General features: G+C 65.0%; 21 protein-coding genes. 5 read left to right on the forward strand and 16 right to left on the reverse strand.

Annotated features, from left to right (window positions below; all coding sequences use genetic code 11):
* Nucleotides 1-60: 60 nt before the first annotated feature.
* The gene (locus tag QX073_RS09665) at nucleotides 61-2,148 is read left to right on the forward strand and encodes a TIGR04372 family glycosyltransferase (RefSeq protein WP_316225670.1); all 2,088 of its coding nucleotides are present in this window, start codon (nucleotides 61-63) and stop codon (nucleotides 2,146-2,148) included.
* Between the two features lie 87 nt (nucleotides 2,149-2,235).
* Here QX073_RS09665 and QX073_RS09670 read toward each other — a convergent pair whose 3' ends face one another.
* Entirely contained in the window at nucleotides 2,236-4,305 is a 2,070-nt protein-coding gene (locus QX073_RS09670) for a TIGR04372 family glycosyltransferase (RefSeq protein ID WP_316225671.1), read from the reverse strand.
* Between the two features lie 566 nt (nucleotides 4,306-4,871).
* On the opposite strand from QX073_RS09670, the gene QX073_RS09675 reads away from it, so the two are divergent.
* Genes QX073_RS09675 through QX073_RS09690 form a run of 4 tightly spaced genes read left to right on the forward strand, consistent with a single transcriptional unit; the run spans nucleotide 4,872 to nucleotide 11,862 of the window.
* A complete protein-coding gene (locus QX073_RS09675; RefSeq protein WP_316225672.1) occupies nucleotides 4,872-6,815 on the forward strand; it encodes a TIGR04372 family glycosyltransferase in 1,944 nt (647 codons plus the stop codon).
* Between the two features lie 14 nt (nucleotides 6,816-6,829).
* Entirely contained in the window at nucleotides 6,830-8,794 is a 1,965-nt protein-coding gene (locus QX073_RS09680) for an acyltransferase family protein (protein ID WP_315712821.1), read from the forward strand.
* Between the two features lie 25 nt (nucleotides 8,795-8,819).
* On the forward strand, nucleotides 8,820-9,905 hold the full coding sequence (locus QX073_RS09685) for a hypothetical protein (protein WP_316225673.1): 1,086 nt from the start codon (nucleotides 8,820-8,822) through the stop codon (nucleotides 9,903-9,905).
* On the forward strand, nucleotides 9,883-11,862 hold the full coding sequence (locus QX073_RS09690; RefSeq protein WP_316225674.1) for an acyltransferase family protein: 1,980 nt from the start codon (nucleotides 9,883-9,885) through the stop codon (nucleotides 11,860-11,862). The genes QX073_RS09685 and QX073_RS09690 overlap by 23 nt, the downstream gene beginning before the upstream one ends.
* Before the next feature lie 6 nt (nucleotides 11,863-11,868).
* Here the strand turns inward: QX073_RS09690 and QX073_RS09695 are convergent, their stop codons facing one another.
* From QX073_RS09695 to QX073_RS09765, 15 genes are all read right to left on the reverse strand, one after another.
* Nucleotides 11,869-12,849, reverse strand: coding sequence for a TylF/MycF/NovP-related O-methyltransferase (locus QX073_RS09695; RefSeq protein WP_315825070.1), 981 nt, complete (start codon nucleotides 12,847-12,849; stop codon nucleotides 11,869-11,871).
* A gap of 322 nt (nucleotides 12,850-13,171) precedes the next feature.
* Nucleotides 13,172-14,146: a hypothetical protein gene (locus QX073_RS09700; protein ID WP_316225675.1), complete on the reverse strand. Its 975-nt coding sequence runs from the start codon at nucleotides 14,144-14,146 to the stop codon at nucleotides 13,172-13,174.
* 7 nt (nucleotides 14,147-14,153) lie between these two features.
* Nucleotides 14,154-15,047: a hypothetical protein gene (locus tag QX073_RS09705; protein ID WP_316225676.1), complete on the reverse strand. Its 894-nt coding sequence runs from the start codon at nucleotides 15,045-15,047 to the stop codon at nucleotides 14,154-14,156.
* A 50-nt stretch (nucleotides 15,048-15,097) separates the two neighbouring features.
* Complete coding sequence (locus QX073_RS09710; protein ID WP_316225677.1) at nucleotides 15,098-16,186, reverse strand: GSCFA domain-containing protein; 1,089 nt, start codon at nucleotides 16,184-16,186, stop codon at nucleotides 15,098-15,100.
* A 57-nt stretch (nucleotides 16,187-16,243) separates the two neighbouring features.
* Complete coding sequence (locus QX073_RS09715; protein WP_315712808.1) at nucleotides 16,244-17,188, reverse strand: TylF/MycF/NovP-related O-methyltransferase; 945 nt, start codon at nucleotides 17,186-17,188, stop codon at nucleotides 16,244-16,246.
* A 679-nt stretch (nucleotides 17,189-17,867) separates the two neighbouring features.
* Entirely contained in the window at nucleotides 17,868-18,530 is a 663-nt protein-coding gene (locus tag QX073_RS09720) for a class I SAM-dependent methyltransferase (protein ID WP_315712807.1), read from the reverse strand.
* Nucleotides 18,531-18,557: 27 nt separating this feature from the next.
* Nucleotides 18,558-19,601 (reverse strand): aminoglycoside phosphotransferase family protein, encoded by a 1,044-nt coding sequence (locus QX073_RS09725; RefSeq protein ID WP_316225678.1) that lies wholly within the window; start codon nucleotides 19,599-19,601, stop codon nucleotides 18,558-18,560.
* Nucleotides 19,588-20,205, reverse strand: a complete 618-nt coding sequence (locus tag QX073_RS09730) for a hypothetical protein (RefSeq protein WP_315828210.1) — start codon at nucleotides 20,203-20,205, stop codon at nucleotides 19,588-19,590. Before QX073_RS09730 ends, QX073_RS09725 begins: the two co-directional genes overlap by 14 nt.
* Before the next feature lie 9 nt (nucleotides 20,206-20,214).
* Nucleotides 20,215-21,252 (reverse strand): zinc-binding dehydrogenase, encoded by a 1,038-nt coding sequence (locus tag QX073_RS09735; protein WP_315753230.1) that lies wholly within the window; start codon nucleotides 21,250-21,252, stop codon nucleotides 20,215-20,217.
* Between the two features lie 8 nt (nucleotides 21,253-21,260).
* A complete protein-coding gene (locus QX073_RS09740; RefSeq protein ID WP_315753229.1) occupies nucleotides 21,261-22,184 on the reverse strand; it encodes a transketolase family protein in 924 nt (307 codons plus the stop codon).
* Nucleotides 22,181-23,029: a transketolase gene (locus QX073_RS09745; protein WP_315753228.1), complete on the reverse strand. Its 849-nt coding sequence runs from the start codon at nucleotides 23,027-23,029 to the stop codon at nucleotides 22,181-22,183. The genes QX073_RS09740 and QX073_RS09745 overlap by 4 nt, the downstream gene beginning before the upstream one ends.
* Nucleotides 23,030-23,074: 45 nt before the next feature.
* A complete protein-coding gene (locus tag QX073_RS09750; protein ID WP_315753227.1) occupies nucleotides 23,075-24,073 on the reverse strand; it encodes an NAD-dependent epimerase/dehydratase family protein in 999 nt (332 codons plus the stop codon).
* Nucleotides 24,074-24,085: 12 nt separating this feature from the next.
* Nucleotides 24,086-24,694 carry an SIS domain-containing protein gene (locus QX073_RS09755; RefSeq protein WP_315712798.1) on the reverse strand — a complete coding sequence of 203 codons (609 nt, stop codon included), beginning with the start codon at nucleotides 24,692-24,694 and terminating at the stop codon, nucleotides 24,086-24,088.
* Complete coding sequence (locus QX073_RS09760) at nucleotides 24,691-25,629, reverse strand: SDR family oxidoreductase (RefSeq protein WP_315712796.1); 939 nt, start codon at nucleotides 25,627-25,629, stop codon at nucleotides 24,691-24,693. Before QX073_RS09760 ends, QX073_RS09755 begins: the two co-directional genes overlap by 4 nt.
* A 108-nt stretch (nucleotides 25,630-25,737) precedes the next feature.
* A complete protein-coding gene (locus QX073_RS09765) occupies nucleotides 25,738-26,460 on the reverse strand; it encodes a nucleotidyltransferase family protein (RefSeq protein ID WP_315768274.1) in 723 nt (240 codons plus the stop codon).
* Nucleotides 26,461-26,466 lie beyond the last annotated feature (6 nt).

A 26,466-nucleotide genomic window follows, 5' to 3' on the forward strand; every position in this document is an offset into this window, starting at 1 on the left:
GGTCTGGATGTTCGAGAACGGGGGCCTGGCCGTGAGCCGAAGACGGATTTGGGGTAGCCGATGCAGCGCTTCAAGGAGCCGCTAGTTCTGCAGAGCCCAGTGCGCAGACGCGGATTCCTTGAGCTGTTCAACGCACTGGAGACTCTGCCAGCCGAATCGGCCCGTTGGGGAGAGCGGTCTCTGCTGGGGCCGCAGCGATGGGCGCGCATCCTGATCGTCGGGACTGCCAAGCTGCTGCGCCTGCTGCCGCCGCGGCTGGCCTTCCTGATCCTCGCCTTGTTCGAGATCGGAGAACTTCGCGATCGCCGCCTGCTGCAAAGAGCCTATCAGGTCCACTGCGCGTCTCTGCTGGCGAAGGATCCGGACCTGCGGTTTTCGGGATTGCTCGGACGGTGCTTTCCAATGCTGTCAGCGGAACTGCTGCTTCGGATCGGGGCCGATTGGGAAGCCTATGATCTGGTCCTCCAGGATCAACTCGCAGCCCGCTCGCCGGAACTGGCGAACATGATGATTCGCGCGCTCTTCGAGTTCGGGGAGTTCGACAAGGCCTATCGGCTGGCCTCCCAGCTGGATCTGACGGCAAGGTCGGAATCGGAGATACATCTCGCCTTTCTCAAGGGCATGCTCGAGATCATGGTGGGCAATGAGGCCCGCGCCGTCGAATGCATGTCGGACGCATGCCGTGGCATTCCCGACTACATGCGTCCTCACCAGAACATGGCGTCGCGGCCGGCGCGGAACTATCATCCCAACCCCCTCGATTTCACCTGCGGCTCCGCGGGCAGGCTGTTCGATCTCTGCAACTTCACCGGCCAGCGCGTGACTCATGTCGGCTCTGGCGACGTCGGCATCGGTCTGTTCACGAGAGCGCTTGCGGCGCAGTCGGAGCTGCTCGGCAAGGCGGCGCCGGCCGTATCAGCGGAGGCCAGCCACCTGTTGCGCAGGTTGGGAATTCCACTGGAGCAATTGCGGGTCCTTCCCGAGGAATGGACGACCCAGATCGGTCACCTCGGGATGCTGGACATCCTGTTCCGAATGCGCGACCTGGGGTGGTGGTCGGGACGACCGCTGATCGTCGTGCGACCGAACTGCGTGGCGAACAGGGCGTTTCTTCGGCTGTTCGAAAGGTTCGCCGATATCGTCGTGATCGGGGAAACCATCTCTCACGCGCTCGGCGAAGAGCTGCTGTCGCTGCAGCGTTGGTACGGCATGAACTTCAACGTGTTTCGACTGCCGAACGGCGACGTGGTGCCGTGGCAGGAAGCCGGGGCGCTTGCCATCCTGCAGTGGGAGCGGGATGGCCGCGGGCATCCCTTGCGCGACGAGTACGACCGCATCTACGAGGCGGCGCCGAAATTGCAGGACGACTATCGGCGGATGCGCGAATCCTGGGGCATGAAGCCGGACGACTGGTACGTGTGCCTGCACACCCGCGACGGTTCCCATTATTCCGAGGTCGACGGCACCGGCCAGACCCATCGCAATGCGCCGATCGAGACCTACCTCGATGCGATCCACGCGGTCACCCGCAGGGGCGGCTGGGTGATCAAGCTCGGTGGTCCAAATTCACCCGGACTTCCGCCGCTCGACCGTGCAATCGATTATGCTCAGAGCAAGTTCAGATCCGAACTGATGGACATCTGCCTCATCCGGAATGCCAAAGCCTTCATTGGCACGACTTCAGGGTTGACGAATGTCGCGATCAGCTTCGGCATTCCAAGTGCCCTCGTGAATTGCATCACCACGGATCCGCAATTGTGGAACAGCGCTGTTCGGTTTGCGCTGAAGCCGGTGCGTCTCGCCGACGGAAAGATGCTGACCCAGACGCAGCTCACCTCGCCGCCTTGGCGCTGGCGCCTGTTCGACGCCTGCGTTCTCAGCCGCAACGGAGCGCAGCCGTTGAACAACACGTCAGACGAAATCCTCGCGGTCGTCGAAGAGGTCGTCGATCTCGCTTGCGGACATGCGGCCGACACAGCCTCGCAGCAACTCTTGTCGCTCTGGAGGGAGCAGCTTGTGCCGCCTCACTATTACGGCGGCGGCACGATCAGTGCCCACTATCTCGCGAAGTACGAAAGCGCATTCTTGGTGCCTGGAGCGGCCCCGCAGAGGAGCCTTCCCGAGGTCGCCAGGGCGCGACAACGTTAGTCCGACAGCACGGCCCTACTGTTCGCGGCCGACGTCCTCAGGTGCGCGCCAGGTCCGGGCGGCATCGCTTGATGCATCGCGCTGTCCTCACGGTTCTCTCAGCAGGTCCTGAGCGTATTTCTCGAGGAAATACCTGCTCGGCCGTGAACTGCCGAAGAAGCCCGGCACCTGGACGTGACGCTCCCATTTGCCGACCACGCCGGGGGCGGGTCCTTTCCGCCGGGGATCGGAGATTTCGAGCACCTCGCGCACGGCTTCCAGGATTTCGTCCGAGCTGCTCTCGCTCACGACGAGTTTGGCACGCGCCATGGATTCATGGGTAGGGTAAGCCCAGCGATACTCTTCCGAGGTCCATTCGCTCAGCGAAAGCATCTGGCCATCCGCCCTGTGCACGGGCTTGAGCGCGAAGCGGGTGTCCGTCGACCATAGCAGGCCGATCGAGCTCAATGCATTGACCATCGCAGTCGGGATGCCGAAGCTGCTTGCCACATAGGCGAAGCCGGAGGTCGTGCCGATGAACATGCGGGCACGGCGCATCAAGTGAATGTCCATCTCCGGAAACGCGTCGTCGCTGCGGGCGTAGTCCACCACGCGTTCCATTTGCGGGAACGGCGGCACCTTGCGACCGCCCATCCGGACAACCCATCCGCCGCATTCGGTGATGTGGCGGACGGCATCGAGATAGCTCGCGAGCGACGCGTTGCGGATGGATTCGCCGACGCCTTCGGTATCATTCCGGGTCTGGGCATCCCGCACGTGCAGGCAGACGAACCAGTCGCCGTCCGCCATGCCCCACTTGCGCCGGTAGTCTTGGTACGTCTGCTCGACGCGGTTGTCGGAAAGCAGGCGGCGGTCGTAGATGTCGCGCAGCGGAAAGCTTCGCTGCCGGCTTTCCCATTGCTTGAGCGCGAGTGAGCCCGCATCGTTCCAGTACACCGCGCGTCCGTCCTCGAAGCGGAATGCCTGGTGGGAGTCGCCGATGAACGGGGTGAGGCTGGCGAGTTCGTGCCAGACTCCGGCCGTGACGTTCTCCCCCAGGGTGAGCGTCGGACAGATCTCCGAGAACAGCGATAGGAACGGCTTGTTGGCGATCCGGTCCTTGTAGGCCAGGAGCAGCGGCTGGCCCTGCCACCACCCCATCTCGCGCATCATCAGATGAACGTTGAGATGGCCGTTATGGCCGATCAACGCGCTCCAGTCCGGCGAGAGCAGCCTGACGTCCGACAGATCGGTGTCGAGCTTCTTGAGAAGGGCCTTGAGCTCGGGGCTGGGCGCGGGAAGATGACGGCGCAACCGCTTCTGTGTCTCCGTCAGCTTGGTGTAGACCTGCGGGACATGGAAGCCCTCGCCGCTGTGATATGTCGTCAGCAGCAGGTGGCGATAGGCGTAGAACAGGTTGATCTCCGACAACACCTTGCGCTGCGGATGATCGGCGGGAAAGCGCTCCCAGTATTGGCCGCGGTCCTCGCGTGCGGCGAGGATATCGTCGTGCCGGGGGAGACCGAGCTGAGTGACGAGGGTCTCGATCAGCTCCTTGTCGCAGAAGAAGTCGGGAACATAGCGGTCGAGCGGGGCTTCGAACGGCTCGGGGTCGCCGTCTCGGCGCGCATCGTATTGCCGTCCTTCGAAGGACGTCTGCTCGAAACGAAAATTCCGGTGCTCCAGCATGATCTTGATCAGCTCGGCAAACCGGCGCAGGTCCTGCGGACGAAGCGCGGTCCAATTGATGGTGTGGGCCTGCGCCAGCAGCTCCATGAAGTAGCCGGATGTCAGCTTTTTCGTCAGCTTGCCGATCGCCTCCATGAACTCGTCATCGACCCGGTCCCAGTCGATTCTGGGAAACAGCTCCAGAACGCGCTTCTCCTTCTCGCACATGAGAAGGAAGAGGATCAGCTCGTTGCAGTACTGACCCGAGTGGCCGCGGGTGAGCACCCATTGCATCTCTTTTTCGATGTCGGGACCGCAGAAATAGCGGAATTGCCGGTCAAACTCGTTCCGGTGTGCATAGCGGTGGAAGACGAGCGCCACCATGAAGGCCTGTCTGAAGGTCAACAGGGCGAAGATCAGGTCCTTCAACGATTCCGCGCGTTCCTGCCCGGCTGCATTCAGAAACCAGCCGATCGCCCTCGCGGCACGGCCGGCGAGGTTCGACTTCAACGCCTGGACCCGACTGCGTTGGCGTGGCGCGGGATGCCCGGCTGGATTTGAGTGGACGGACTCGACGAACATTTCCAAGGCCCCATGACGAAAGCGAAGGTTTCACCGGCGCACTGCTTCGGCAGCACAACCGCCCGGCATTGAAACAGGCCTGCCAGCTTTCCGGACTGGACAGGGATCGCGCCCAAGCGTGGCACGAGCATAGAGCGCGCGTGGGTTGGCCGCCAGTCCAGGCGCTCGCCGCCCGTCAGGAGAGGGGGACCTGAGCGGACCACCGCCAGCGACACGCGAGGACGGCGGCTTTCCGACGGGAGGTGGCGGCTTCTTTCGCCCGATTCGGGTTGATCGGGTCGGGCCTTCACAGTAATCGTTGCCTGCTGTTTCCGAGGTTGCGCCGGAGGTGCGGTTTGCCGCTCGACACCATTTCGACCGAGGGCCGGCCCGTCGGCAGCGCTCCGGTCCACGACCTGACTCGCGCGGAACGTACATTCGGCCGATATTATCCTCTGTTGCGCCTTCTCGCGCGGCTTCCGGGTCGGCATTTTCTGCGCAATCTGGCATTCACGGTGTTGCCGTTCAGGGCGAGATTTTGGCTGACGGTACAATTCCGCCACTTCTTCCAGCATCCGGGCCTGGACCGCCACTTCGTCTTTTTCTGCGGTCCCTTCCTGGGCCGGCACCTGCCCTGGATCTTCAACAGCTCTGTTTGGGAGCGCTACCCGAACGAGGTTGCATTCTATCTTCTACTCGCGGGATACCGGAAAGAAGCGCTGCCGCTGTTCCGCCGGTTGAGGTGGGACGGGGAGCGCCCGATCGCCGAGCTCGCCTTGCACGGAACGGGCGTCGTCGGTGACGGCTACTCGATGGATCTGCTGACGCAGATTCATTTTCTCGACTGGCAGCAGGTTGCCGAGCGGTCGCCGGCGATGCGGACCTTCGTCCGGATGATGTTGGAGCATCGCAACTTTCAATATGAGGAACGGGCTTTTCGCGGGCGTGTCGAGTTCGATCACGTTCCGAGGGACGTCCCGGTCGAGCAATTCATTCCTTATTTCTTCCGCGACCGCGAGGTGATCGTCCGCCTGATGCAGGAACTCGGTCTCGTCGATTCGACGGGCGTCCTTCGAAAGCTGGACGCGTCCGGGCAGTACTGGGAAAGCCTTCCCAGATATCTGCCTGACCGCATGGTCTGTCTCGACATCTACCTGTTCTATGCTTATCGCGAACTCCTGCTGAGGACCTACCACAACGGGGAAGGAGACAAGGTTCCTCTCGTGTACAGCCGCGGTCTGGACACGCAGCGTCGCCTTCGCCGTCAGCTTCCGAAGCCGTCCGCCGAGCTGAAGCGCGTGCTCGACGGGATCGGTGTCGAGCTCGGCGACGTCAGATTGCTTTCACCCGACTGGAGCGCGCTGATCGGTCACAATGGTCATCTGAACGTGCACCTGATGATGCGGAGCATGGGCTGGTGGAAGGGACAGCCGGTCCTGCTCGCCTACAAGGATCGGATCGCCAACAAGCCGTTCCTGTCGCTGTTTTCCGAGATTTGTCCGACGCTCACCCTGGGTGAGAACGTTTCTCCCGGTGTCTGGTACGAGCTCGCCAGCCTGACGCCTTTCCTCGGTGACTCGCATCAGGCGTTCCAGTTCGAGGATGGCCGGACGATGTATTGGAACGATGCAGGTGCGATGGCGCTCCAGCAGTGGGAGCGCGAGGGCAAGGGGTTCCCGTTGTGCGACATCTATGACGCGCGCATGCAGGCGGACGACAGGACCGAGCTGCTGTACCAGTCGCTGCGTCGGAAATGGGGGCTCGCGCCCGGTGATTGGTTCGTGTGCCTGCACATGCGCGACGCCGAGGCGCGCGGCGAGACCCTCGGCACGGGCGAGTCGATCCGGAGCGCCACCATCGGCAACTATCTCGAGACCGTCCGCTACATCACCCAGCAGGGCGGTTGGGTGATCCGCATGGGCGGACGCAAGGCGCCGCCGCTGCCGGACATGCCGCGCGTGGTCGACTACGCGCGAAGCGAGGATCAGGTGGCGGAGATGGACATTCACCTGATGCGCCGTGCCCGCATGTTCATCGGCACGACCTCGGGCTTCGCCTATGTCGCGACCAGCTTCGGCATTCCGACCGCCATGGTGAACGCCTTGAGCTCCGTCGGCTTGCTGTGGTCGAAGGATACGCGCTTCTCGCTCAAGCCCGTGCATACGCGCGAGGGGCGCATGCTGTCGTTGAGCGACGTCACCTCCGAGACATGGCGCTGGACGTTCCCGACCTATGAGACGGTCAAGGCGGCCGGCCTCACGGTCGGCGAGAGCTCCGCCGACGAGATCCTGGAGACCACCCGGGAGGTGCTGGATCTGTCGTCCGGGGCGGCGCCCGTCATTCCGCCGGTCGACGATGCCTGGGAGAAATGTGTGAACATCCAGGGATTCTTCGGCAATTCACGGCCGTCCCGCTATTTCCTGGACAAATATGCGGCGTCGCTGCTCGATCGCTCCTGAAACGAAACGGTCCGATGAACTTCGCCCAACCGAACATGTCCCTGGAAGAAGCCCGCGCTACCCCGCTCGGCTATCGCGCCGACATCGACGGCCTGCGTGCCGTCGCCGTGCTGCCGGTCCTTCTCTACCACGCGTTTCCCGCGGCCGTCCCCGGCGGCTTCTACGGCGTCGACATCTTCTTCGTCATTTCCGGTTATCTAATCACCGGGATCATCCACAAGCAGATGCTGTCGAAGACGTTCAGCATCGCCGATTTCTATGCCCGCCGGATCCGCCGCATCTTTCCGGCGCTGATCACGGTGGTGCTGGTCACCTTCCTGATCGCCTGGTTCTTCCTGCCGCCGCGCGAGCTGAAGTCGCTCGGCACCAACATTGCCGGCGGCGCCGTCTTCATCCAGAACTTCATCCTGCTCGGGCAGGTCGGCTATTTCGACCTCGCCGCCGAGAAGAAGCCGCTGCTGCATCTGTGGTCGCTGGCGATCGAGGAGCAATACTACATCGTCTGGCCGCTGCTGCTGATGCTGATCGGCTCATGGCGGCGCAGGAGCCTGGCGATCACGGTCGCGCTGGCGGCGGCGTCGTTCGTCGCGTGCCTGATCGTGCAGCCGCGCGCGCCCGAATATGCGTTCTATCTGCCGGTGACGCGGGCGTGGGAGCTCTTGGTCGGCTCGGGACTGGCGCTCTGGGTCAATGGGCGCAGTGCGGAGGCTCGTCCGCTGCCGCTAATCGACGTCCCGCTCGTTCGCGAGCTCATCGCGCTGGCCGCGATGCTCGCGATCGTGGTCGCGTTCTGGCGCTACGGTCGGCTCACCCCGCATCCGGGCGTTCACACGTTGCTGCCCGTGCTGGGCGCAGCCGCCCTGATCGCGACCAGCGGCACGCTGGTGCATCGTTATGTGCTGTCCGCGACGCCGGCGATCTTTGTCGGCCTGATCAGCTATCCGCTCTATCTCTGGCACTACCCGCTGATGGCCTATGCGCGCATCCAGTTCATCGATCCCGTGCCGGCGTGGGTCATGGGTGCGATCATCGTGGCCAGCCTGGTGCTTGCCTGGGCCACCTACCGCTTCATCGAGCGGCCGATCCGCTTCGGCCGGCGCCTGGTGCCGCTCAAGGTCGGCGGACTCGTCGGCGGCATGGTCGCGCTGGGCATCGTCGGCGTGGTCGCCGACCGCACCAATGGCCTGCCGGCGCGCATTCCCGCCGAGCTTCGCGGCTTCATGCTGGACGGCAGCGAGACGGCCCGCTTCTGGCGGGCCGACAAATGCCTGCTGAAGCCGGATCAGAGCGCGTCCGAATTCTCACCGGAATGCGCCGGCACCGGCCGCCATCCGCTCATTTTGGTCTGGGGCGACTCCTATGCCGCCTCGCTCTATCCGGGACTCGCTCATTTCGGTGCCGAGCGAGGATTCGAGGTCGCGGAATACACAGCCTCCGCCTGCCCGCCGCTGCTCGGTTTCGTCCATCCGGAACGGCGGTTCTGCAAGGGCGCGAACGACTTCGTCATCCAGAAGGTCGCCGAGCTGAAGCCGGATCTGGTCGTGTTCTATTCGACCTGGAGCTATGGTCCGGACGACCTGCGCAACGGGCTGGACAGAACGGTCACGGCATTGAAGGAGCTCAACGTCCCGAAGATCGTCCTGCTCGGGCCGCCGGCGACCTGGCTTGGCGAAAGCCTGCCGGCGAACATTCTCGACTATTATTTCCGGACGCATTCGCTGCTGCCGGCGCGCACCAAATTCCGCTCCAACGACAATTGGACGCGGGCGCTGGACGAGTTCCTCGAGGCGCAGGCGCAGCGCGTGGGCATCCAGTACATCTCGGCACGCCGCATGATGTGCAACGATGACGGCTGTCTGGCGCGGATCGGCGCGGACGGATCGGACCTGACCGCGTATGACAGCGGCCATTTGACTAACCCCGGCTCCCTCTTCATTGCCAGACAGGCGCTGGAGGCGTTGCCTGGCTTCGATAAATAGCCGCGTCGTCCGCCCCGGGGCCACCATGGATCGTCGGACAGAGCAGAGCGGTCGCGCCGGATACGAGGCCGGGAACGACGACCTCGGCCGCGCGGGAGGCCGCTATCTCGCTAGCGTGCTTGGACTGGTGGCGGCGATGCTGGGCGGTGTCAGCCTGTGGCTGGCAGCGCAGGGCGGCGACCATTTCAGCGCGATCAGCAGGGCCGGCGATCGGTCATGGTACCGCAATTTCGGCGGCGACAGCGTCACCGAGATCCAGGACCAGGATCTGTTCTACCATGGCATCGGCCGGTCGATCGACAACGCCCGCCAGGCCGACGTCATCATCCTCGGCTCATCCCTGGTGTCGTTTGCGCTCGACGAGACCGTCATGCGCGAGCGCCTCGAGCAGCCCTACGGCCTGAAGTTCTACAACATGGCGTTCGTCGGCGTTGCCAGCGGCGAGTTCGCGCGGCAGATCGCGCTGAAGTATCACCTCCATCCGCGCCTGTGGATCTTGAACGCCGACGATGGCGGCGGCGGCGGCAACTTCTTCCACCGCAACCTGACGCGCGCGTTCGGCGCCGACGTCCGTCCGATCCCGAGCACGAAGCTCAGTCGCTACGGCGCGACCTACGAGATCATCCGGCGCAATCTGCGCTGGCGGTTCGAGGACGTGACGCGGCCATGGCGCCAGGCGCTCACCGGCCCGCGATCCGGACCGCTGCCGCGCTTCGACCGCGATGATCGCACCGGCGCGGCCGACATGAGCACGTTTCCGCGCTTTCTCGCCGACGGCAACCCGGGCGTGAAGATGACGCGCGATCCCGATTGTCACACCACGCCCGACGTGATCGCCAATGCGCGCGACCTCGTGCAATCGCTGGGCGCGCCCGTGGTCCTGACCCTCGTTCCCAATTTTCACGGCTGCCTGACCCAGGTTCGTGAGATCGCGGCTGCGCTCGGCGTCGAGACGGCCTTGCCGGCGCGGACCGACTATTCGAGCTGGGATGGCGGCGGCCATCTCGACGCCAGGGGCGCGGCCGATTTCACCCGCGACCTCGTCGGCGCTCTGGAAAAGACGCGAGCGTTTCAGGGAATGCGTGAGAATGGCGATCACCGAAAGCCTTGATCATGCGGCCGCAGCGGATCGCCATGCGCGGCCGATCAGCCGGGCGCACGCGCTGCTCTATCGTCCCGACATCGACGGCCTGCGCGCGATCGCCGTCGTCGCCGTGCTCGTCTTTCATACCTTCCCGCGGCTGCTGCCCGGCGGTTTTGCCGGCGTCGACGTGTTCTTCGTGATCTCCGGCTATCTGATCACGGGCATCATCGATCGGCAGTGCGAGGACAACAGCTTCAGTTTCGCGACCTTCTACGCCCGCCGCATCCTCCGGATCTTCCCGGCTCTCATCACCGTGGTGCTGGCGACGTTCGTGATCGCCTGGTTCGTATTCCCGGTCGCCGAGATGGAAGCGCTCGGGTCCAACATCAAGGGCGCCGCCGCCTTCATCGAGAACTTCATGCTGCACGAGCAGATCGTGGGCTATTTCGATCCCGGTGCGGAGCGCCTCCCGCTGCTGCATCTGTGGTCGCTCGGCATCGAGGAGCAGTACTACATCGTCTGGCCCGCGATGTTCGTGCTGATCGCCCGATGGCCGTCACGGAAGGCGGCCATCGTGGCCGCACTCGCGTGCGGCTCTCTGGTGGTCTGCCTGTCGACTCCCGCAAGAGAGGCGGCGTGGGCGTTCTATTCCCCGACCACGCGGGGCTGGGAGCTGCTGGCCGGCTCGCTCCTGGCGGTGTGGCTGCGCCGGCGCGCCGATCGCCCGATCGATGCGGCCACCAGCAATGCGCTCGCGGCTGTTGGCGTGGTGGGCATCGCCGTCGCCTTCTTCGCGTTCAGCGCCGCCTCGCCTTGGCCCGGCATTCGCACCACGGTGCCCGTGCTGGCGACCATGGCCCTGATTGCGGCCGGCGGTACGCTGGTTCAGCGGGTGTTGGCGTGGCCCGCACTGGTGTTCGTCGGCCTGATCAGCTACCCGCTCTATCTCTGGCACTTTCCGCTGATCGCCTTCACCAAGCTGCAGTTCGGCGGCGCGGCTCCGGCGTGGATCCTGCTCGCGGTGCTCGGGCTGAGCGCCGTGCTGGCCTGGCTCACCTATCGCTTCATCGAACTGCCGATCAGGTTCGGAGCCGCGCCCGTCGCGTGGCGGGCGGGATCTTTGCTGGCCGTGATGGCGGCCATGATCCCGATCGGCGTCGCGGCGACGAGCACGCGCGGCCTGCCGGTCCGATTCGCGCCGGAGATCAGGGGCTTCATGCTCTCGGGCTCCGAGACCTCCTCGCACTGGCGCCGCGGCCGCTGCCTGCTGCTGCTGCAACCAGCCTCCGCGTTCGGCGCCGACTGCGCCGGGCAGGGGCGCCGGCCGCTGCTGCTGATCTGGGGCGATTCCTACGGCGCAGCGCTCTATCCAGGGCTGCTGCATCTGTCGACGGAGCGCGGCTATGACGTCGCGCAATATACGGCCTCTGCCTGCCCGCCGCTGATCGGCTACACGTTGGAGGCCCGGCCGTTCTGCAAGAGCATCAACGACGACGTCGTGTTGCGGATCGGCCGTCTCCGGCCGGACGTCGTCATCCTCGACGCGACCTGGGGCCACGCCGAGTCCGTGCTGCGCGAGGATCTGCCGCGCACGGTCGCGCTGCTCAGGGCCAACGGGATTGCGAAGATCGTGCTGATGGGACCGCCGCCGAGCTGGCAGGGCGTCGGCCTGTCGCACAACGTGCTCGACTACTACCGGCAGACCGGAACCGTGTTGCCGGAGCGGACCCTGTTCCGCTCCAACGACGAATGGACGCGCGGCCGCGACGCGCTGTTTCGCGAGCTGACCCGTCAGCTCGGCATCGACTACATCTCCGTGCGCGACGTGTTCTGCAACGACGAAGGCTGTCTCAGCCGGATCGGCCCGGGCGGCTCGCAATTGACGGCATTCGATCCCGGGCACCTCACGGTGCCCGGGGCCATCTTCCTGGCGCGCCACACCATCGACAGCCTGCTCGGCCCGGCCCAGCGGCCGCCGCCGTGAGCAGCGTCAGGTCGGATCGGCCGGGATGCCGCGATAGGAGTGGATGATGAAGCGAGTGCCGCCGACCGAATAGTCGCCGCCGTTGGAGGCCTCGATCGCGAACATCTCGACCAGCTCCTTCCAGGCCTGCCGTTCGCCCGTGGTCGGAATGGCACGATTGGCGTTCCAGTCGTCGAAGCAGATGACGGCGCCAGTCGAGATCATGCCGCGCTCGAACAGCGGGACGAGCGCATCCATGGTCGACTGGTAGAGGTCGCCGTCGAAATGGATCATCGCAAACCGCGTCTCGGGCGGCAGCGTCTTCACGGTGTCGGCGAACCAGCCTTCGTAGAGTTGAAAGCGGTGCGGCGGAATGATCTTGCCGATCAGCGCGCTCAACTGCGGCGCGGCCAGCACCTTGCAGCCGCCCTTGGCCCACGCGCCGGAGATGACGTGCGGCGCGACCTGGTCGACCGGCGAGGTGATCTCGGGAAGGCCCTCGAAGCTGTCGAACAGGCGTAGAATACGGAACGGGTTTTCACCGGACGCGCTCTTGCCGAGCGGCTGGCGCTGCAGGTCGAACACCATCGACGTGGCGATTGCGCGGGCGCTGAAGCCGCCCATCGTGCCGAACTCCGCGATGTCGCCGTTCACATGGGCGCTGTTGATGTACTGGACGCACAGCGTGAGCGTCTTGGCGATCTCCTGTGCCGGCAGGATCAGCACGTCGGCATAGCTGTAATACGCGCCGGGCGAGGGAAGCTGCCGCGCGCTGTATTTCTCCAGTGCGATGTCCTGGATGATGCGTCCGTCATCGACCGTGTCGGCGGACGGGGCTGCGATTGCGACGGCCGGAGGCCTGTCCTGCACGCTGGCGCTGCTGCTGCCGTTTCCATAGGGCCAGGGCAGCGGCGGCTGGAACAGGATCGCCCGTTTCACCGAGCGCATCCAATACAGCACGTCCGGCGGCAGCGAGGTGGCGAGCGCATTCTTCAACGGTTGCAGCATTCAAATCTCCAACGCGGCGCTGTTCGATGACCGCAAAACGACCTTGAGGGATGGCGCAGACATGATGCTGCGCCGAACAGGGGTGTTCGCCTGGCGACGCCCAACAGGCGGCGTTACGCCGAGACGGGATTCCGCGCTCGGTGGCGGTGCCGGCTCCGCATGCACCGGCCGCAACGGGATGAACATCCGAAATCTCCGAGCGATCCCGCTCATGGCCACCCAGAGGTCGGCATCGGCGGTGAGCGCGCCGTCGCGCGCAAGCCCACCTGCTGCCTCCTGGCTTAGCCGTCCTCCATTCCTGGTGCAAGCGGGCGGCCATGCGTCAATAGAGGCTGGCAGCCCGGCGTCCGTCGGCCAGCGCGTCGTGGACGTCTGCGGTCCGCTCCTTCGGCAGCTTGACGAAGAAGGGGTCCGCCGGCCAGTGGTTCATGCCGGCGACCATGATCGTCATCTCCTCGTCGGGCATGCGCGGCATGAATACCAGATCGATCGCGGAGCGTGTCTTGTGCGACGGCGGGCTGCCGCGATGCATGAGGCGGGTTGCGTCGAACACCAGCAGATCACCGGTCTTGCCCAGAACCGTGTGCTCCCGGTAATTGGCGTCGCGATACTGGAACGGACCGGTCTGCTCGTCGACATCGCAGAGATAGAGCACGCCGCGAATGACGCCGGCGGGACAGTGGTCGCTATGCCATTCCTGGGGGCCGACGCCCTCGGTCACATGCGGCTTCGAGCGCACCAGCCGGACATTGGCGACCTTGGCCGGGCAGCCGAGCACACCGCGGAAGAAGGAATCGAAATCGCCGCCGCTGAACAGCGCGTGCAGATAGTCGACGAGGGCGGCCGACGGCATCCCGGTCTGCAGATCCTGCGTGTAGGAGGCGACGCTGTTGCCGGCCCAGTCCCACGCCGAGTGGCGATTGCTGACGTCGCGATCGAAGCTCTCGGTTTCCCGGAACATGGTCGCCTTTTCCGGATTCGTGCTGATCACCGTGACGCCGTTCTGCTGGAACGCGACGATCTTGTCGGCGAGCTGGCTGGGCGTCTTCTGCGGATCGAACTTCGGCGCATGGGCCGTGCACAGCGGCGGGGCGCTGTTCGCGGCCGGCAGCAGCGTCAACTGGCGTGGCTGCGCCGTGCCGTTCTTGTCTGCGGGGGCTGCGTCAGGACTGAGATGTCCATTCAGGCGGTCGAGCGTGTCGGCCCGCACCAGGCGGTAGCCGAGAGCGCCGAGCGCCTGGTTGACGCCGCCCTTGAGCCGCTGCTTGGCGGTGCTGATCATCGATCCCAAGGCCATGCTGTCCTCATGCTGCGTTCGGCTTGGTCGGCTGGAACGGGTCCAGGCCGCACGCCATTCGATAATACAGTTCGTATCGCGGATGATTGGCGACGAGGCCGCGGCTGTCGATCGCGTGATCGATCAGCGCCTCGAGCAGGAGACGGGCGCCCTTCGGCGGCAGATGCACCCCGTCGAAATCGAACTCCGGACGCAACAGATCGCCGTCCGTCAGGTCTGGCCAGCGGTCGATCATGAACAGGTTCACCGAACGCACCTTCTGCGCCAGCTTCCAGTTGAACGCCTGGACCAGCTTGGTGCGCACCGACACCGGGCAGTCGTAGTTCTGCAGTTCGCGGATGCGCGCTTCCTGCCGGGTCGGAGGAACCACGCTCTGCACGTAGACGCGCTTGAAGCCGGCTTTGACCAGCTGGTCGAGCCCGGCGACGAACGGCCCGAGCCGGGCCTCGATCGCCTCGTCGATGAGATCCCACGGCACCAGCGGCTTGTCGAGCAGAGGCAGCGTCGTGGCGAACGGCGGAACGAAGTCGTGGGTGTCCTTGAGGAGTTGCAGGAGCGGACCGCGAACGTCGATCTCGCCGACGGTGATCATGATCAGCGGCGGCCGCACGGCCTGGCCGACCGCCTTGGCAATGGCGAAATCGACCTCGTCCATCGACAGATGCGTCGCGCGTCCGTTCCGGATCAGGCCTTCGTATTCGAGGAAGGCGATGAAGTCGGGATGAAACTCGCCGGTGGCGGGATCGTAGAACTCCCGCGCCGTGGCGCCGGGGATGTACTTGGTGCGGGCCATCACCCAGGCGCCGGTCCAGCGCTCGCGGAACACCATGTTCCGATACGGCAGGGAATGGCTGTCGCCGACGATATAGACCGGCAGAACCGCTTCGAGCTCGGTGTCCACGCTGATACTTCCCCTCACATCACAGGCTCGGCCGCAGCCGCCGCTCGTCCTCAGTGTTTACGGCTCGCGGCCAGTGCGCGGTAGAACTCGTCCTCGTCGCAGATGATCTGCGGCGCGGTCGGAGGAGCCGCCGGTTGCGTTCGTTCGTCATCACGTGCGGATCGCACCTCTGCGCCAGCGTCCTCGCCGGTGAACTGCGCGAAGAACAGCTTCATCGCGCGCGCGACGCCCTCGGACGTGACCGAGCGCGCATCGTCGGCGAAATACGCTCCCGCGTTCTTCGCATTGGTGATGATCTCGTAGGATGCGAAGTAATGCACGTTGTCGTAGCGCCGGACCATCTCCTCCGCGGCGACGCGCAGCACGCTCTTGGAATAGGTCGTGGCCTGCAGCACGTGGCGCGGCTCCATGGTGGCCGCAAGCGGGACCGGCGAGACCGTCAGGATGATCTGCAGGCGCGGATTGGCTGCCGACATCAGGTTGATCGCCTCGGCAAGATAGCCGGTGGTCTCCATGACCGAGAGATTGTGGAACGCGTATTTTGCATCGTCGAAGTCGCCGGCGCTGCCGCACCCCGGACAGGTCGGATACACCGTGCCGTCGAGCTTGGACACCCAGCTCTCGGTCAGACCGAGCGTGAAGATGAAGATGTCGGTGGTTTCGAAGAGCCGCCGCACCGCCTGCAAATGCTGCTTCAGATCGACTTCGGCCTCGACCATCGAGACGTAGCCGCGCGGCGTGATGCGGGGGCGCAGCAGATCGAACACCCAGCCGTCGCTGTTTGTCCAGAACTGATCGGCTGGCCGGAAAGCTCCGAAGGCGCGTTGCAGCAACTGCAGAAGCTGCAAGGTGCTGTAGATGTTGCCGTAGCGCGCGGAGAACGCGCCATAGCCGAAGCGCTCCTCCTGCTCGGGCGTGAGATGCGGCGGTGCGGGCTCGGTGACATGGTAATTGTAGCCCCGCTCCTTCAGGGCGCGCGAGATGTGCTGCGCGAAGCAACTGCCGGCCGAGGCGACGCGCTGATCTGGACCGAAGCGGAGCCGCGCGGTCAGATGAGGATCGAGATCGGATGGGCTGCGCTCGGCAACGGCCTGCCGCCAGAAGCTGCTCGTGGGCAGCGTGGTGTAGGGACAACTCATGCACTCACCCTCTGACCGCATGGGGCCGCGACGCAATGAAAGCGAAGCGCATGCTGCTCAAGCCCTCGGCTTCATTCCGAGATAGGAATGAATGATGAACTTGGTACCCTGGATCGAGTAGTCGCCGGAATGGCTGGCGACGATATTGAAGCGGCTGACGAGGTCGGCCCAGGCCTTGCGCTCGCCGGCCTCGGGGTCGGCCTCGTTGCAGTTCCAGTCGTCGAAGCAAAGCACGGCGCCCTTCGAGATGAAGCCGCGTTCGAAGCACGGCACCAGCGCGTCCATGGTTGACGAATACAGGTCGCCGTCGAAATGGATCAGCGCAAAGCGCGTGTCGTCCGGGAGCAGCTTCACCGTGTCGGCGAACCAGCCCTCATAGATCTCGACCCGGCTGGGCGGGATGATGGCCTCGACCATGGTCCGCAGATCCGCGGCGCTGAGAATCCGGCAGCCGCCCTTCGACCAGGTGCCCGATTTCACGTGCTGCGACTCGAGGTCGACCTGCGCCGTGATTTCCGGCAGGCCCTCGAAGCTGTCGAACAGGCGCAGTTTGCGCAGCGGCTGGTTCGGCTGATAGCGCGGGTCGAACACCATCGCGTTCGCCAGGGTGCGTGCGGTGAAACCGCCCATGGTGCCGAATTCGGCGATATCGCCTTTGACGTCGGCGCTGTTGATGTACATCACGCTCAAGGTCAGCGTGCGCGCGATCTCCTTGGCGGGGAGGATCAGGACGTCGTCGATGTCGAAGAACAGGTACGGTGCGCTGATCTTGTGGGCGTCGAGCCGTTCCAGGGCTTCGGTCTGCCGCGTCCGCGGCTCCGACACCGCTTCGACGACCGGCGCGGGGGCCGGTTGAGGCTCGGGCTGGGGCTCTGGCTCCGGAGCAGCCTGCGGCCGTTCCGGGGGCGGCTGCCCCATCAGCGCGCGCTTGATCGAGCGCAGCTTGAACAGCGTCTGGGGGGGCAGGCCTTCGGCAATCGCCACCTTCAATGACTTCGTCATGACAGCCCCGTTCCCCGCCGTTCGCGATGTCCGCCGCCAATTTATAGATACATTTTGCAAAGATCGCAAAAGCGGCATGCGGGCTCTGCACTCGTTTTGCGTGGGTGTCGGCCGGCGAGGCGCCGCTGATGGTCGAACCGGTCCTGCGTGCGCGTCAAAGACGAATTGGTCCGCATCTTCAGGTGCATCACCCCTGTCCAGTCCTGCCGGGAAAAATATTCTTCTTTCGTTTTATCGGAAAATATGGTTCTCTCGCGTCATCCCGCCTCATGCAGAGGGACGTACGCGTCGTCACGATACGTGGAGGTGTGCTGCGATGGACGTGACGGCTGCGCCAGACGAGCGCAATCGGCGCGGACGGCGAAGTCGTGTGGTCCTGGCCTCTCGACGCTGAGGTCTGCGCAACGCGCCAAAGGCGCGTTGTCGCAAAATGGGGGCAAGAACGCCGATCCCCAGGGAGAGCACGAAGGACACCGTTAAAACCAGTCGCGCGGGGAAGGCCGGGATGTCCCAGCCGAACCTGTGGTACCTGCCGCCTGCACTTCTTTCTGCAGGCGGGCCATGGGGGCGGCAGGCTCCCGGCCTTCCCCGCGCCCTCTCGTTCGAGAGAGCGATCGTCGACTGATAGCTCGGACGCCAATGCGTCGCGAGAGCGCCTGTCGACGCTCTCAGCTCACACTCATTCGAAGAAGATGAATTCGTGGTCGCCGGTGTAGCCGGAGCGCTTGAACTCGAAGGCCCATTCCTCGGGGGTGTGGAAGATGCGGCAGGTGAGCTGCCAGTACATCAGGTTCACCTTCTCGCGCTCGTTGCGGTAGCCCTCGACGCAGAGATACTTGGCGCCGCGGCTGACGCGCTCCATCTCGCGCAGGGCGGCATCGAGATCGTAGTTGTAGAGGTTGTGCAGCGTGTTGATCGAGATGACCAGATCGAAGTGCTTGTCGGGGTAGGGCAGCTTGGCCGCGGTGCCGACCTGGCAGAACGGCTTCACGCTCTCCATCGTGTGCTCGATGCCGTAGGAGGAGACGTCGATGCCGGCGACCTCGAGATCCGGGATGGCTTCGCGGAAATCGTGCAGGATGAAGCCCTTGCCGGAACCGACGTCGAGCACGCGCATGCCGGGCTTGATGCCGTAGGTCGCGATCATCGCATCGGCGACCTTGCGCCAGCGGCCGTCATATTTGTAGCCGCCATAGCCGGTCTCGCGGCTGCCGTCCCAGTAGTCGTAGTCGTACTTGATCGCCATCTCCGCGACATCGGCCTTGTCGCGCTGGGTAACGCGCGCGAGATAGTCGCGCTTGGTCGATTTGTGGACGAGACTGACGAACTCGCGATAGGCCATGAAGATCTCCGGGCGTTACGATGTCGGTTAGTCGGATGTGGCGCCGATGAGGTCGAGCTTGGCGTCGGCCTTGGCGAGCTGCGCGGCGCAACGCTGCGCCCAGGCGCCTGTGTCGGCGAAGGCGCGCCTGGTGGCGCCGAGCGGCAGGAAGTCGTTCAGGATGATGCAGGTCCACTTGACCTGGTAGGCGTCGAGCAGGAGCCGGCAGCGCGCGACGCTGGCCGCGTCCAGTCCGAGGCCGTCCGTGAGCCGGTCGATGAAATGCTCGTGCACCGCCAGCGGCACCGGCACCTCCGGCTGGCAGAAGAAGTCGGAGACGAGCTTGGCCGGATCGTCGCGGCCGGCATATTCGAAGTCGAGGAAGGTGAGCTTGCCCTGGTCGTCGATCAGTGCGTTGTGGAAGCCGAAATCGGACGGCGACAGGCAGACCTGATCGGCGGGGATGGCGGTCTCGAAGGCGAGCCCTTCGGCCGCGGCGCCGCGCAGAATGGTCGCCTTCACCTCTGCCCAGGCCGGCTGCAGCCGTGCGGTCACGAACTGTCGGGCGTCGGCCACATGGGGCACGTCGCCATCGAGCGTCGCCAGCCGCGCCACCCGGCGCTCGACGGTGGCGAGGTGCTCGGCGAGGGAGAAGCAGGCCTCGGATCCGGCCGCCAGCGCCGGGCGGGGCGGAGCATTCACGGCGAGCACGAAGTCGATCGCGGCATCGACATGAACGGGCGCCAGCTCCGCGACCGTCAGCTTGCGTCCCTCGACGAAGCTGTACAGGCCAGCCTGTTCGGCGCGGTCGCAGGCCAGGGGCTCCGGCACGACACGGACCCCGTGCGACCAGGCATGGCTGACAAAACTCCATTCGGCGCCGAGCCGGTCGCGGGTGTCGCGAGCGTCGGTGAAGTAGCGCTTGAGGACCAGCGGGCCGTCGGCCGTGTCGAGACGGAAGACCTGGTTGTTGCGGCCGCCGGCCAGCCGCGTCAGTCCCGTCGGGCTGGCCTTGCCGGCCTGCACGGTGAGGCGCTGCGCCAGCGCCAGCAGGGCGGCATCGGCATCCGGGCTGGGCTCAGCCGCGGTCACGGACGACATCCGCCGCGATCTCGGCCCACGAGGCGCGGCGCTCGTAAGGGACGGCCGTGGTCGCGAACTGGTTCTCCGGGTCGAACAGCACCTTGCGCATCCCTTGCGGGAATCCGGTCATGCCCAGGATCTCCGGCAGGTCGTCGACAAAGACCTCGCAGGCCAGCGCATGCGCACGGGCGACCTTCTCGTCCTTGGTCAGCTCGAAGAACACCCGGTCCGGCGCGATCTGGCTGGCGGCCGATCCCATCAGCCCGCGGTCGGTCAGGAAGCCGCGCGCGGCGGCATGCATGTCGTGCTTCGGACCGAGAATGGGGTGTCTGGTCTTATGACTGACGATGAACAGGTCATGGCCGGCGCGGCGGGCCGCGGCGACGAACTCCGCGAAGCCAGGGTAGGGCGACACCAGGTCCATCCGGGCGCCGTAGACATAGCCCTGCAGCTCGGTGAAGTCGTCCTTGCGCCCGCTGCCGTTGAGATGGTCGCGGACGCTGTTCTTGTCGCGGCCGAGATCGGCCGGGATCAGGCCGCGCTCGAGCGCGGCCGCATGAAACACGCCGTCATAGCAGGCGATCGTGTTGTCGAAGTCGATCCCGATCCGCATGGCCTGGACTTAACGCAGCGACATGTCGATCAGCGGACGGCCGACCTTGCCGGCGGCCAGATCCTGCAGCGCCTGGTCGGCCTGGGCGAGGCTGTAGGGCTTCGACAAGAGATCCCGCACCGGGAAGCGGCCGGAGCTCAGCAGCCGGCCGTAGCGGCCGTAGTCGCGATCCGGAACGCTGTCGCCGCCCCAGGTGCCGAGCAGGCTCTTGCCCTGATTGAAGACGCCGGGATTCAGCGTGAGCGCCGCGCCATGCTTGGCGTTGCCGATCACGACCGCGCGGCCGCCCTGCTGACGGGTGGAATTGATCGCCTGCTCCATCACGGCCGGAATGCCGGAGGATTCGACCGCGAGATCAACGCCCTGCGGCACGATCTTCTTGATCTCGGCCAGCACGTCGCCGGATGCATCGATGACATGAGTTGCGCCGTAGATCTGGGCAAGCGCACGGCGGGTCGGGTTCGGGTCGATGCCGATCACCGGCATCGCGCCGGCCAGCGCGGCGGCCATCAGCGCGTTCAGGCCGATGCCACCGGTGCCGAACACGGCGACTGCGTCGCCGGGCTGCACCTTGAGCACGTTGTAGACCGCGCCCATGCCGGTCGGCGCAGCGCAGCCGAGCAGCACTGCGACATCCATCGGCAGGTCCGGCGGCAGCAGGGTCAGGCGGTTCTCGCTGACGACAGCGTGGCGCTGGAAGGTGGTGACGCCGCCGGCGTTGACCTTCTTGCCATCCCAGTCATAGACGGCGCCGCCAGCCTCGATGCCCGTGCCCTTGATCCAGGACAGCACGACCTTGTCGCCGACCTTGACCTTGGTGACGGCGCTGCCGGCCTCGATCACCGTGCCGGTGCCCTCGTGGCCGAGGCAATGCGGCACCCATTTGTCCTCGCCCTTGTCGCCGCGCCACTCCATGACCTGGGTGCCGCAGGCGCCGGAATAGGCGATCTCGACCAGCACCTGGCCCGGCTTGAGGGCGGGGGTCTCGATCTCGGCCAGCACGAGCGGCTGGCCGGTCTGGACCAGGAGGGCAGCTTGGGTCTTCATGTGATGTCTCAGCTCAACGCGTGGATGATCTTGTCCGCGATCTGGTGGCCGGTCAGTCCCAGCACCTCGCGGGCATATTCCTGTTCGCCTGATTTCTTGAAGAACGCATCCGGCGTGCCGAAGCGCAGGAACTTCTGGTGCTTCGTCTCGGTATCGGCGAGCCATTCGGACACGGCGGAGCCGAAGCCGCCGATCAGCGAATGCTCCTCGATGGTCGCGACCAGCTTGAAGCGGCTGAAGGCCTGCTTGAGCTTGTCCTCATCCAGCGGCTTCACGGTGTGGAAGCTGACGACCTCGGCGGAGATGCCCTTCTCCTTCAATCTGTGTGCGGCTTCAATGACTTCCGGCAGCATGTTGCCGGTCGAGAGCAGGCAGACGTCGGAGCCTTCCTCGATCGTGATCGCCTTGCCGATCTTGAAATCCGCGAGGGGGCCTTTGTGAACGACAGGCTCACCCTTCTTGCCCATGCGGATGTAGACCGGACGGTCCTGCTGCATCGCAGCGCGCAGCGCGCCGCGCACCTCGAAGGCATCGCCCGGGCAGATCACGACCATGTTCGGGATCGAGCGCAGGAACGAGATGTCCTCGCAGGCGTGGTGGGTCGGGCCGAGGCCGGAATAGGCGAGGCCGGCGCCGACCGCGACGATGGTCACGGGGACTTCGTGATAGCAGACGTCGGTGCGGATCTGCTCCAGGCAGCGTGTCGTCACGAACGGCGTGATCGTGTAGGCGACCGGGCGAAGGCCGTTCATGGCCATGCCGGCGGCGACGCCCATCATGTTGGCCTCGGCGACGCCGCAGTTGAAGAAGCGGCTGGGGTGCTTGTCCTTGAACTTGTCGAACAGGCGGTTGCCGATGTCGCCCGAGAGCATGACGACGCGGCTGTCCTCGTTACCGAGCTTGGTCAGTTCGTCAGCGAAAGCGTTTCTCATGACAGGCCGAGCTCCTTGAACGCCTTCGTCACTTCGTCTGCGGTGGGGGCGCGATAATGCCAGTTGTTGTCGTCTTCCATGAACGACACGCCCTTGCCCTTTACGGTGTGGGCGATCAGCGCCACCGGCTTGCCCGAGCCGTTCGGGATGTTCTGCATGGCTTCCGCCAGCGCGCCGACGTCATGGCCGTCGATCTCGTGCGCGTCCCAGCCGAAGGCGGCCCATTTGTCGCGCAGCGGTGCCAGCATCAGGGTTTCGTTGGAGCGCGCGGTCGCCTGCCACTTGTTGTAGTCGACGACGACGCAGACGTTCTCCAGCTTCTGGGCGGCGGCGAACATCGCGGCCTCCCAAACCGAGCCCTCATTGTTCTCGCCGTCCGAGAGAAGGGCGAACACGCGAAAACTCTCGCCCTTGATTCGACCGGCGAGCGCCATGCCGCAGCCGAGCGGCAGGCCGTGGCCGAGCGAGCCGGTCGCGGCCTCGACGCCGGGCAGCAGGTTGGCCGGCGGATGCTCAGCGAGACGGCCGCCGTCCTGGCAGTAGGTGTCGAGCTCCTCGATCGGGAAGTAGCCCTTCATCGCCAAGGTCGCGAACAGCGCTGCGGCGGCGTGGCCCTTGGAGAGGATGAAGCGGTCGCGCAGCGGATCGCTCGGGTTCTTCGGGTCGATGTTGAGCACATGCCAATAGGCCGCTGTCATCGCATCGGCGCAGGACAGCGACGAGGCCAGATGCGCGGCCTGAGCCTTGTGCGACATCTCGATGATCTTGCCGCGCAGCCTTGCTGCCTGCGCCTTCAGGGCGGCGGCGTCAGGCTTGGCCGCGGTGCTCCGGACTGCAACGTTCATCGTGCTCTCCAGTCGCGCTTCCTCGGGGAAGCGCAGGGGTCTCGATCAGGGTTTATGTTCGTACTTGGTCGGCAGCTTGGCCATGACATCCTCGAAACGTCGCGCCCAGGCGATGACGTCGTCGATGCCCTGTTCCAGCGAGAAGGTGTCGCGCCAGCCAAGCTCGGTGCGCAGCTTGAAGCTGTCGAGCGTATAGGCGGTATCCTTGCCGGGACGCTCGGGTCCGATCTCGACGCAATCCTCGAACGACTTGCCGAGCCTGGCCAGGATCATCTCGACCAGGGTGCGGATCGAGACCAGCTCATAGCCCGAGATGTGATAGGTCTCGCCGAGCTTGCCGCTGCGCCCGATCTTCACCGTCGCGTCCGAGACGTCGGTCATGTGGATGAAGACGCGGATCGACTTGCCGCCGCCGTCGAGCCGGAGCTTCTGCCCGGTCATCGCGGCCACGATGGTGCGCGGCACGATGCGGTAGAGCTGCTGACCCGGACCGTACACGTTGGCGGCGCGCGTGAAGACCACCGGGAACTGGTAGTTGGCGAAATAGGTCCGCAGGCTCATGTCGCCAGCCGCGCGCGACACCGCGTAGGGCGTCGACGGATTGAACGGCGCGTCCTCACGGACCCAGCCCTCGGTCGAGCCGTAGACCTCGGGCGTCGTGACGTGGACGTAGCGGTCGAGGCCGTCATAGTTGCGCAGGATGTCGTGCAGCCGGACCGCGGAGACGACGTTGGTCATCATCCAGTGGTCCGGATGCAGCCAGCTCTCGCCGACCATGCTCTGCGCAGCGAAGTTCACGACGTGGGTCGGCCGCTCGGCTGCCAGCAGCGCCTTCAGCGCATCGAGATCGTGGTTGAGGTCGACGCGCTGGAAGCGGACCTTGCCGGCCCGCTTCTGCCATTTGTACGGCAGGAACGCGTCATGCGGCTCGTCCGAGCGGCTGGTCGCGATCACGTCGTGACCGGCCGCAGCCAGGAAGTCGACGAAGGTTGCGCCCGAAAACGAGTTCGAGCCGAGGATCAGGTACTTTTCGTTCGCAGCCATCGTCCTTGCCCGTCAGACCTCGCGCGTCGTGATGATGTCGCCGCGCTGGGCGTACAGCCACTGCATGATCATGTGGCCGATCACCATCTGCGCGTCCTCGGCGATCTGCATGTCGTCGACCGCGAAGTGGATCGGCACGTCGGCGAGCGCCTTGGCCTTGCCGCCGGAGAAGCCCAGCACGGCATAGCTGGTCATGCCGATCTTCTTGCCTTCTTCGAGCGCCTTCAGGATGTTCGGCGAGTTGCCGGAGCCGGAGAAGGTGATCAGCACGTCGCCCTTGCGCGCGAGCACCGCGAGCTGCAGCGAGAACACCTGGTCATAGCCTTCGTCATTGGCAAGGCAGGTGATCACGGACGGGTTCGACGACAGCGAATGCACGCGCAGGCCGGAGCCGGGCGTCTTCGACAGCGCGTAGAGGAAATCGTTGGCGAGGTGGTTGGCGTTGCCGCCGCTGCCGCCATTGCCGCAGAAGAACACCTGCCGGCCGGTCTGCCAGCAATCGCGCAGATCATAGGCGAGCTTCTCGACCGGGCTCCAGTCGAAATCCTTCAGCACGGTGCTGAAGCGGCTGGTGTAGTCGGCGAACAGGCTGCCGGGGGTCTTGAAGGCCAGGACGTTCATTTCACGACCTCCTTCTCCATCCATTTCAGATTGTACCAGCGGTCGTCGTTCTTGAGCTGGCCTTGCGAGTACATGCCGATGATTTCCTTGATCGCGTCCTCCACCGTCTTCTTCGGCCGGAAGCCGGTCGCAAGCAGGCGATCGGAGTTGACACGATAGCTGCGCGGGTCGTTCGAGGGCGTCACGATGACCTCGGCCGGCACGTGCTTGGTGACGAGCCTGGCGATGTCGAGGATCGAGATGTTCTCGAAGCCGGCATTGTAGATCCCGGTGTGCTCAGGATGATCGAGCAGGAAGAGATACAGATCGGTGATGTCGTCGATGTGAATGTTCGGGCGAGTCTGGTCGCCGCCGAACACGGTGATGCGGCCGTTCATCAGCGCCTGCATCGTCAGCATGTTGACGGAGACGTCGAGCCGCTGGCGCGGAGAGTAGCCGCAGACGGTCGCGGGGCGCACGATCTGCACCACCATGTCGTCCTTGTAGGACAGCACGATGCGCTCGCCGCACATCTTGGTCTTGTTGTACTCGGAGATCGGCAGCAGCTCGAGATCCTCGGTGACCTGCTCCTCTTCCTTGACGCCGTAGACGCTGCCGGAGGAGGCGTAGATGAAGCGCTTGATGCCGTGGCGATAGGCGCGATCGGCGAGCTGCATCGTGGCGAGGCAGGAGATCTCCCAGGTCAGCTTCGGGTCGAGATCGCCGCAGGGATCATTGGCGACGCTGGAGAGATGAATGATGGCGTCGACCCCGGTCAGGTCGATGGCGTCGGGATTGCGGACGTCGCCCTGGACGACGGTGAGATCCGGATGCGGCTCGAGAAAGTTGCCGAACCACATGATGTCGAATGCAACGACCTTATGGCCGGCCTTCAAGAGCTTCGGCACGAGCACGCTGCCCTTGTAGCCGCACGCTCCGGTCACGAATATCTTCATCTGAGCAATCCCCGTGGCTCGCCTGTCGTGTCGCCGGCTGGCGCGTCGCGCGCACCTTTATACAAATTGGCAGAAGAAGGTGACCAGCCCGGCGGCGAAACCCGCCCGTCAAGCGTCCCCGCCACGGCGTGGTTCGTGATTAAACTCCAAATGGGCCCGGCGCAAGCTTTCCGGGTTGCCGATGTCCCGATGATAACCGCTGGTTTCCACGCAGAAAATGCGTCCCAAATAGTTGGGGATGATTTCCGTGGAGAGATCGACGATCGGCTTTCCCAGCGCGGCGATGTCGGCGATGACGGCGGGATCGAATACATAGACCGCGCCATTGGCGAGGTTCCCGGGCGGATTCTTGACCTTCTCGTGGAAGGCGATGACCCTGTGCTGATCGTCCAGCTCGAGAATCCCGCACGAGCTCGGATCATCGGTGCGGAACGCGAGCATCGTCATGATGCAGCCGGGCGGGCGGTTGCGATGGGCGGTGAGCAGCCCCGCGACGTCGAAATCCGTCAGATTGTCGGCGTGAGCCACCAGGAAGGGCTGGTCGCCGAACCAGGCGCGGTTGGCGAGCACGGTGCCGCCCGTCCCGAGCAGTTCATCTTCGTGAACGAGATCGATGCGGTCCCGCCAGCGCGATTGCGCCACGTGGGCGCGCACCTGTTCGGCGAGCCAGTGTGTGTTGAGCAGCGCGCGCTCGATGCCGCCTTCGAACACGAGATCGAGCCAGTAGTCCAGCAATGGACGGTCGTGCACACGCACCAGGCATTTCGGCGTCGTATTGGTCAGCGGGCGCAGCCGGCTTCCGATCCCCGCCGCGAGCAGGAGGGCACGCATGACGAC

It is taken from the genome of Bradyrhizobium sp. SZCCHNS3052 (assembly GCF_032484495.1).
Classification (GTDB): Bacteria; Pseudomonadota; Alphaproteobacteria; order Rhizobiales; family Xanthobacteraceae; genus Bradyrhizobium.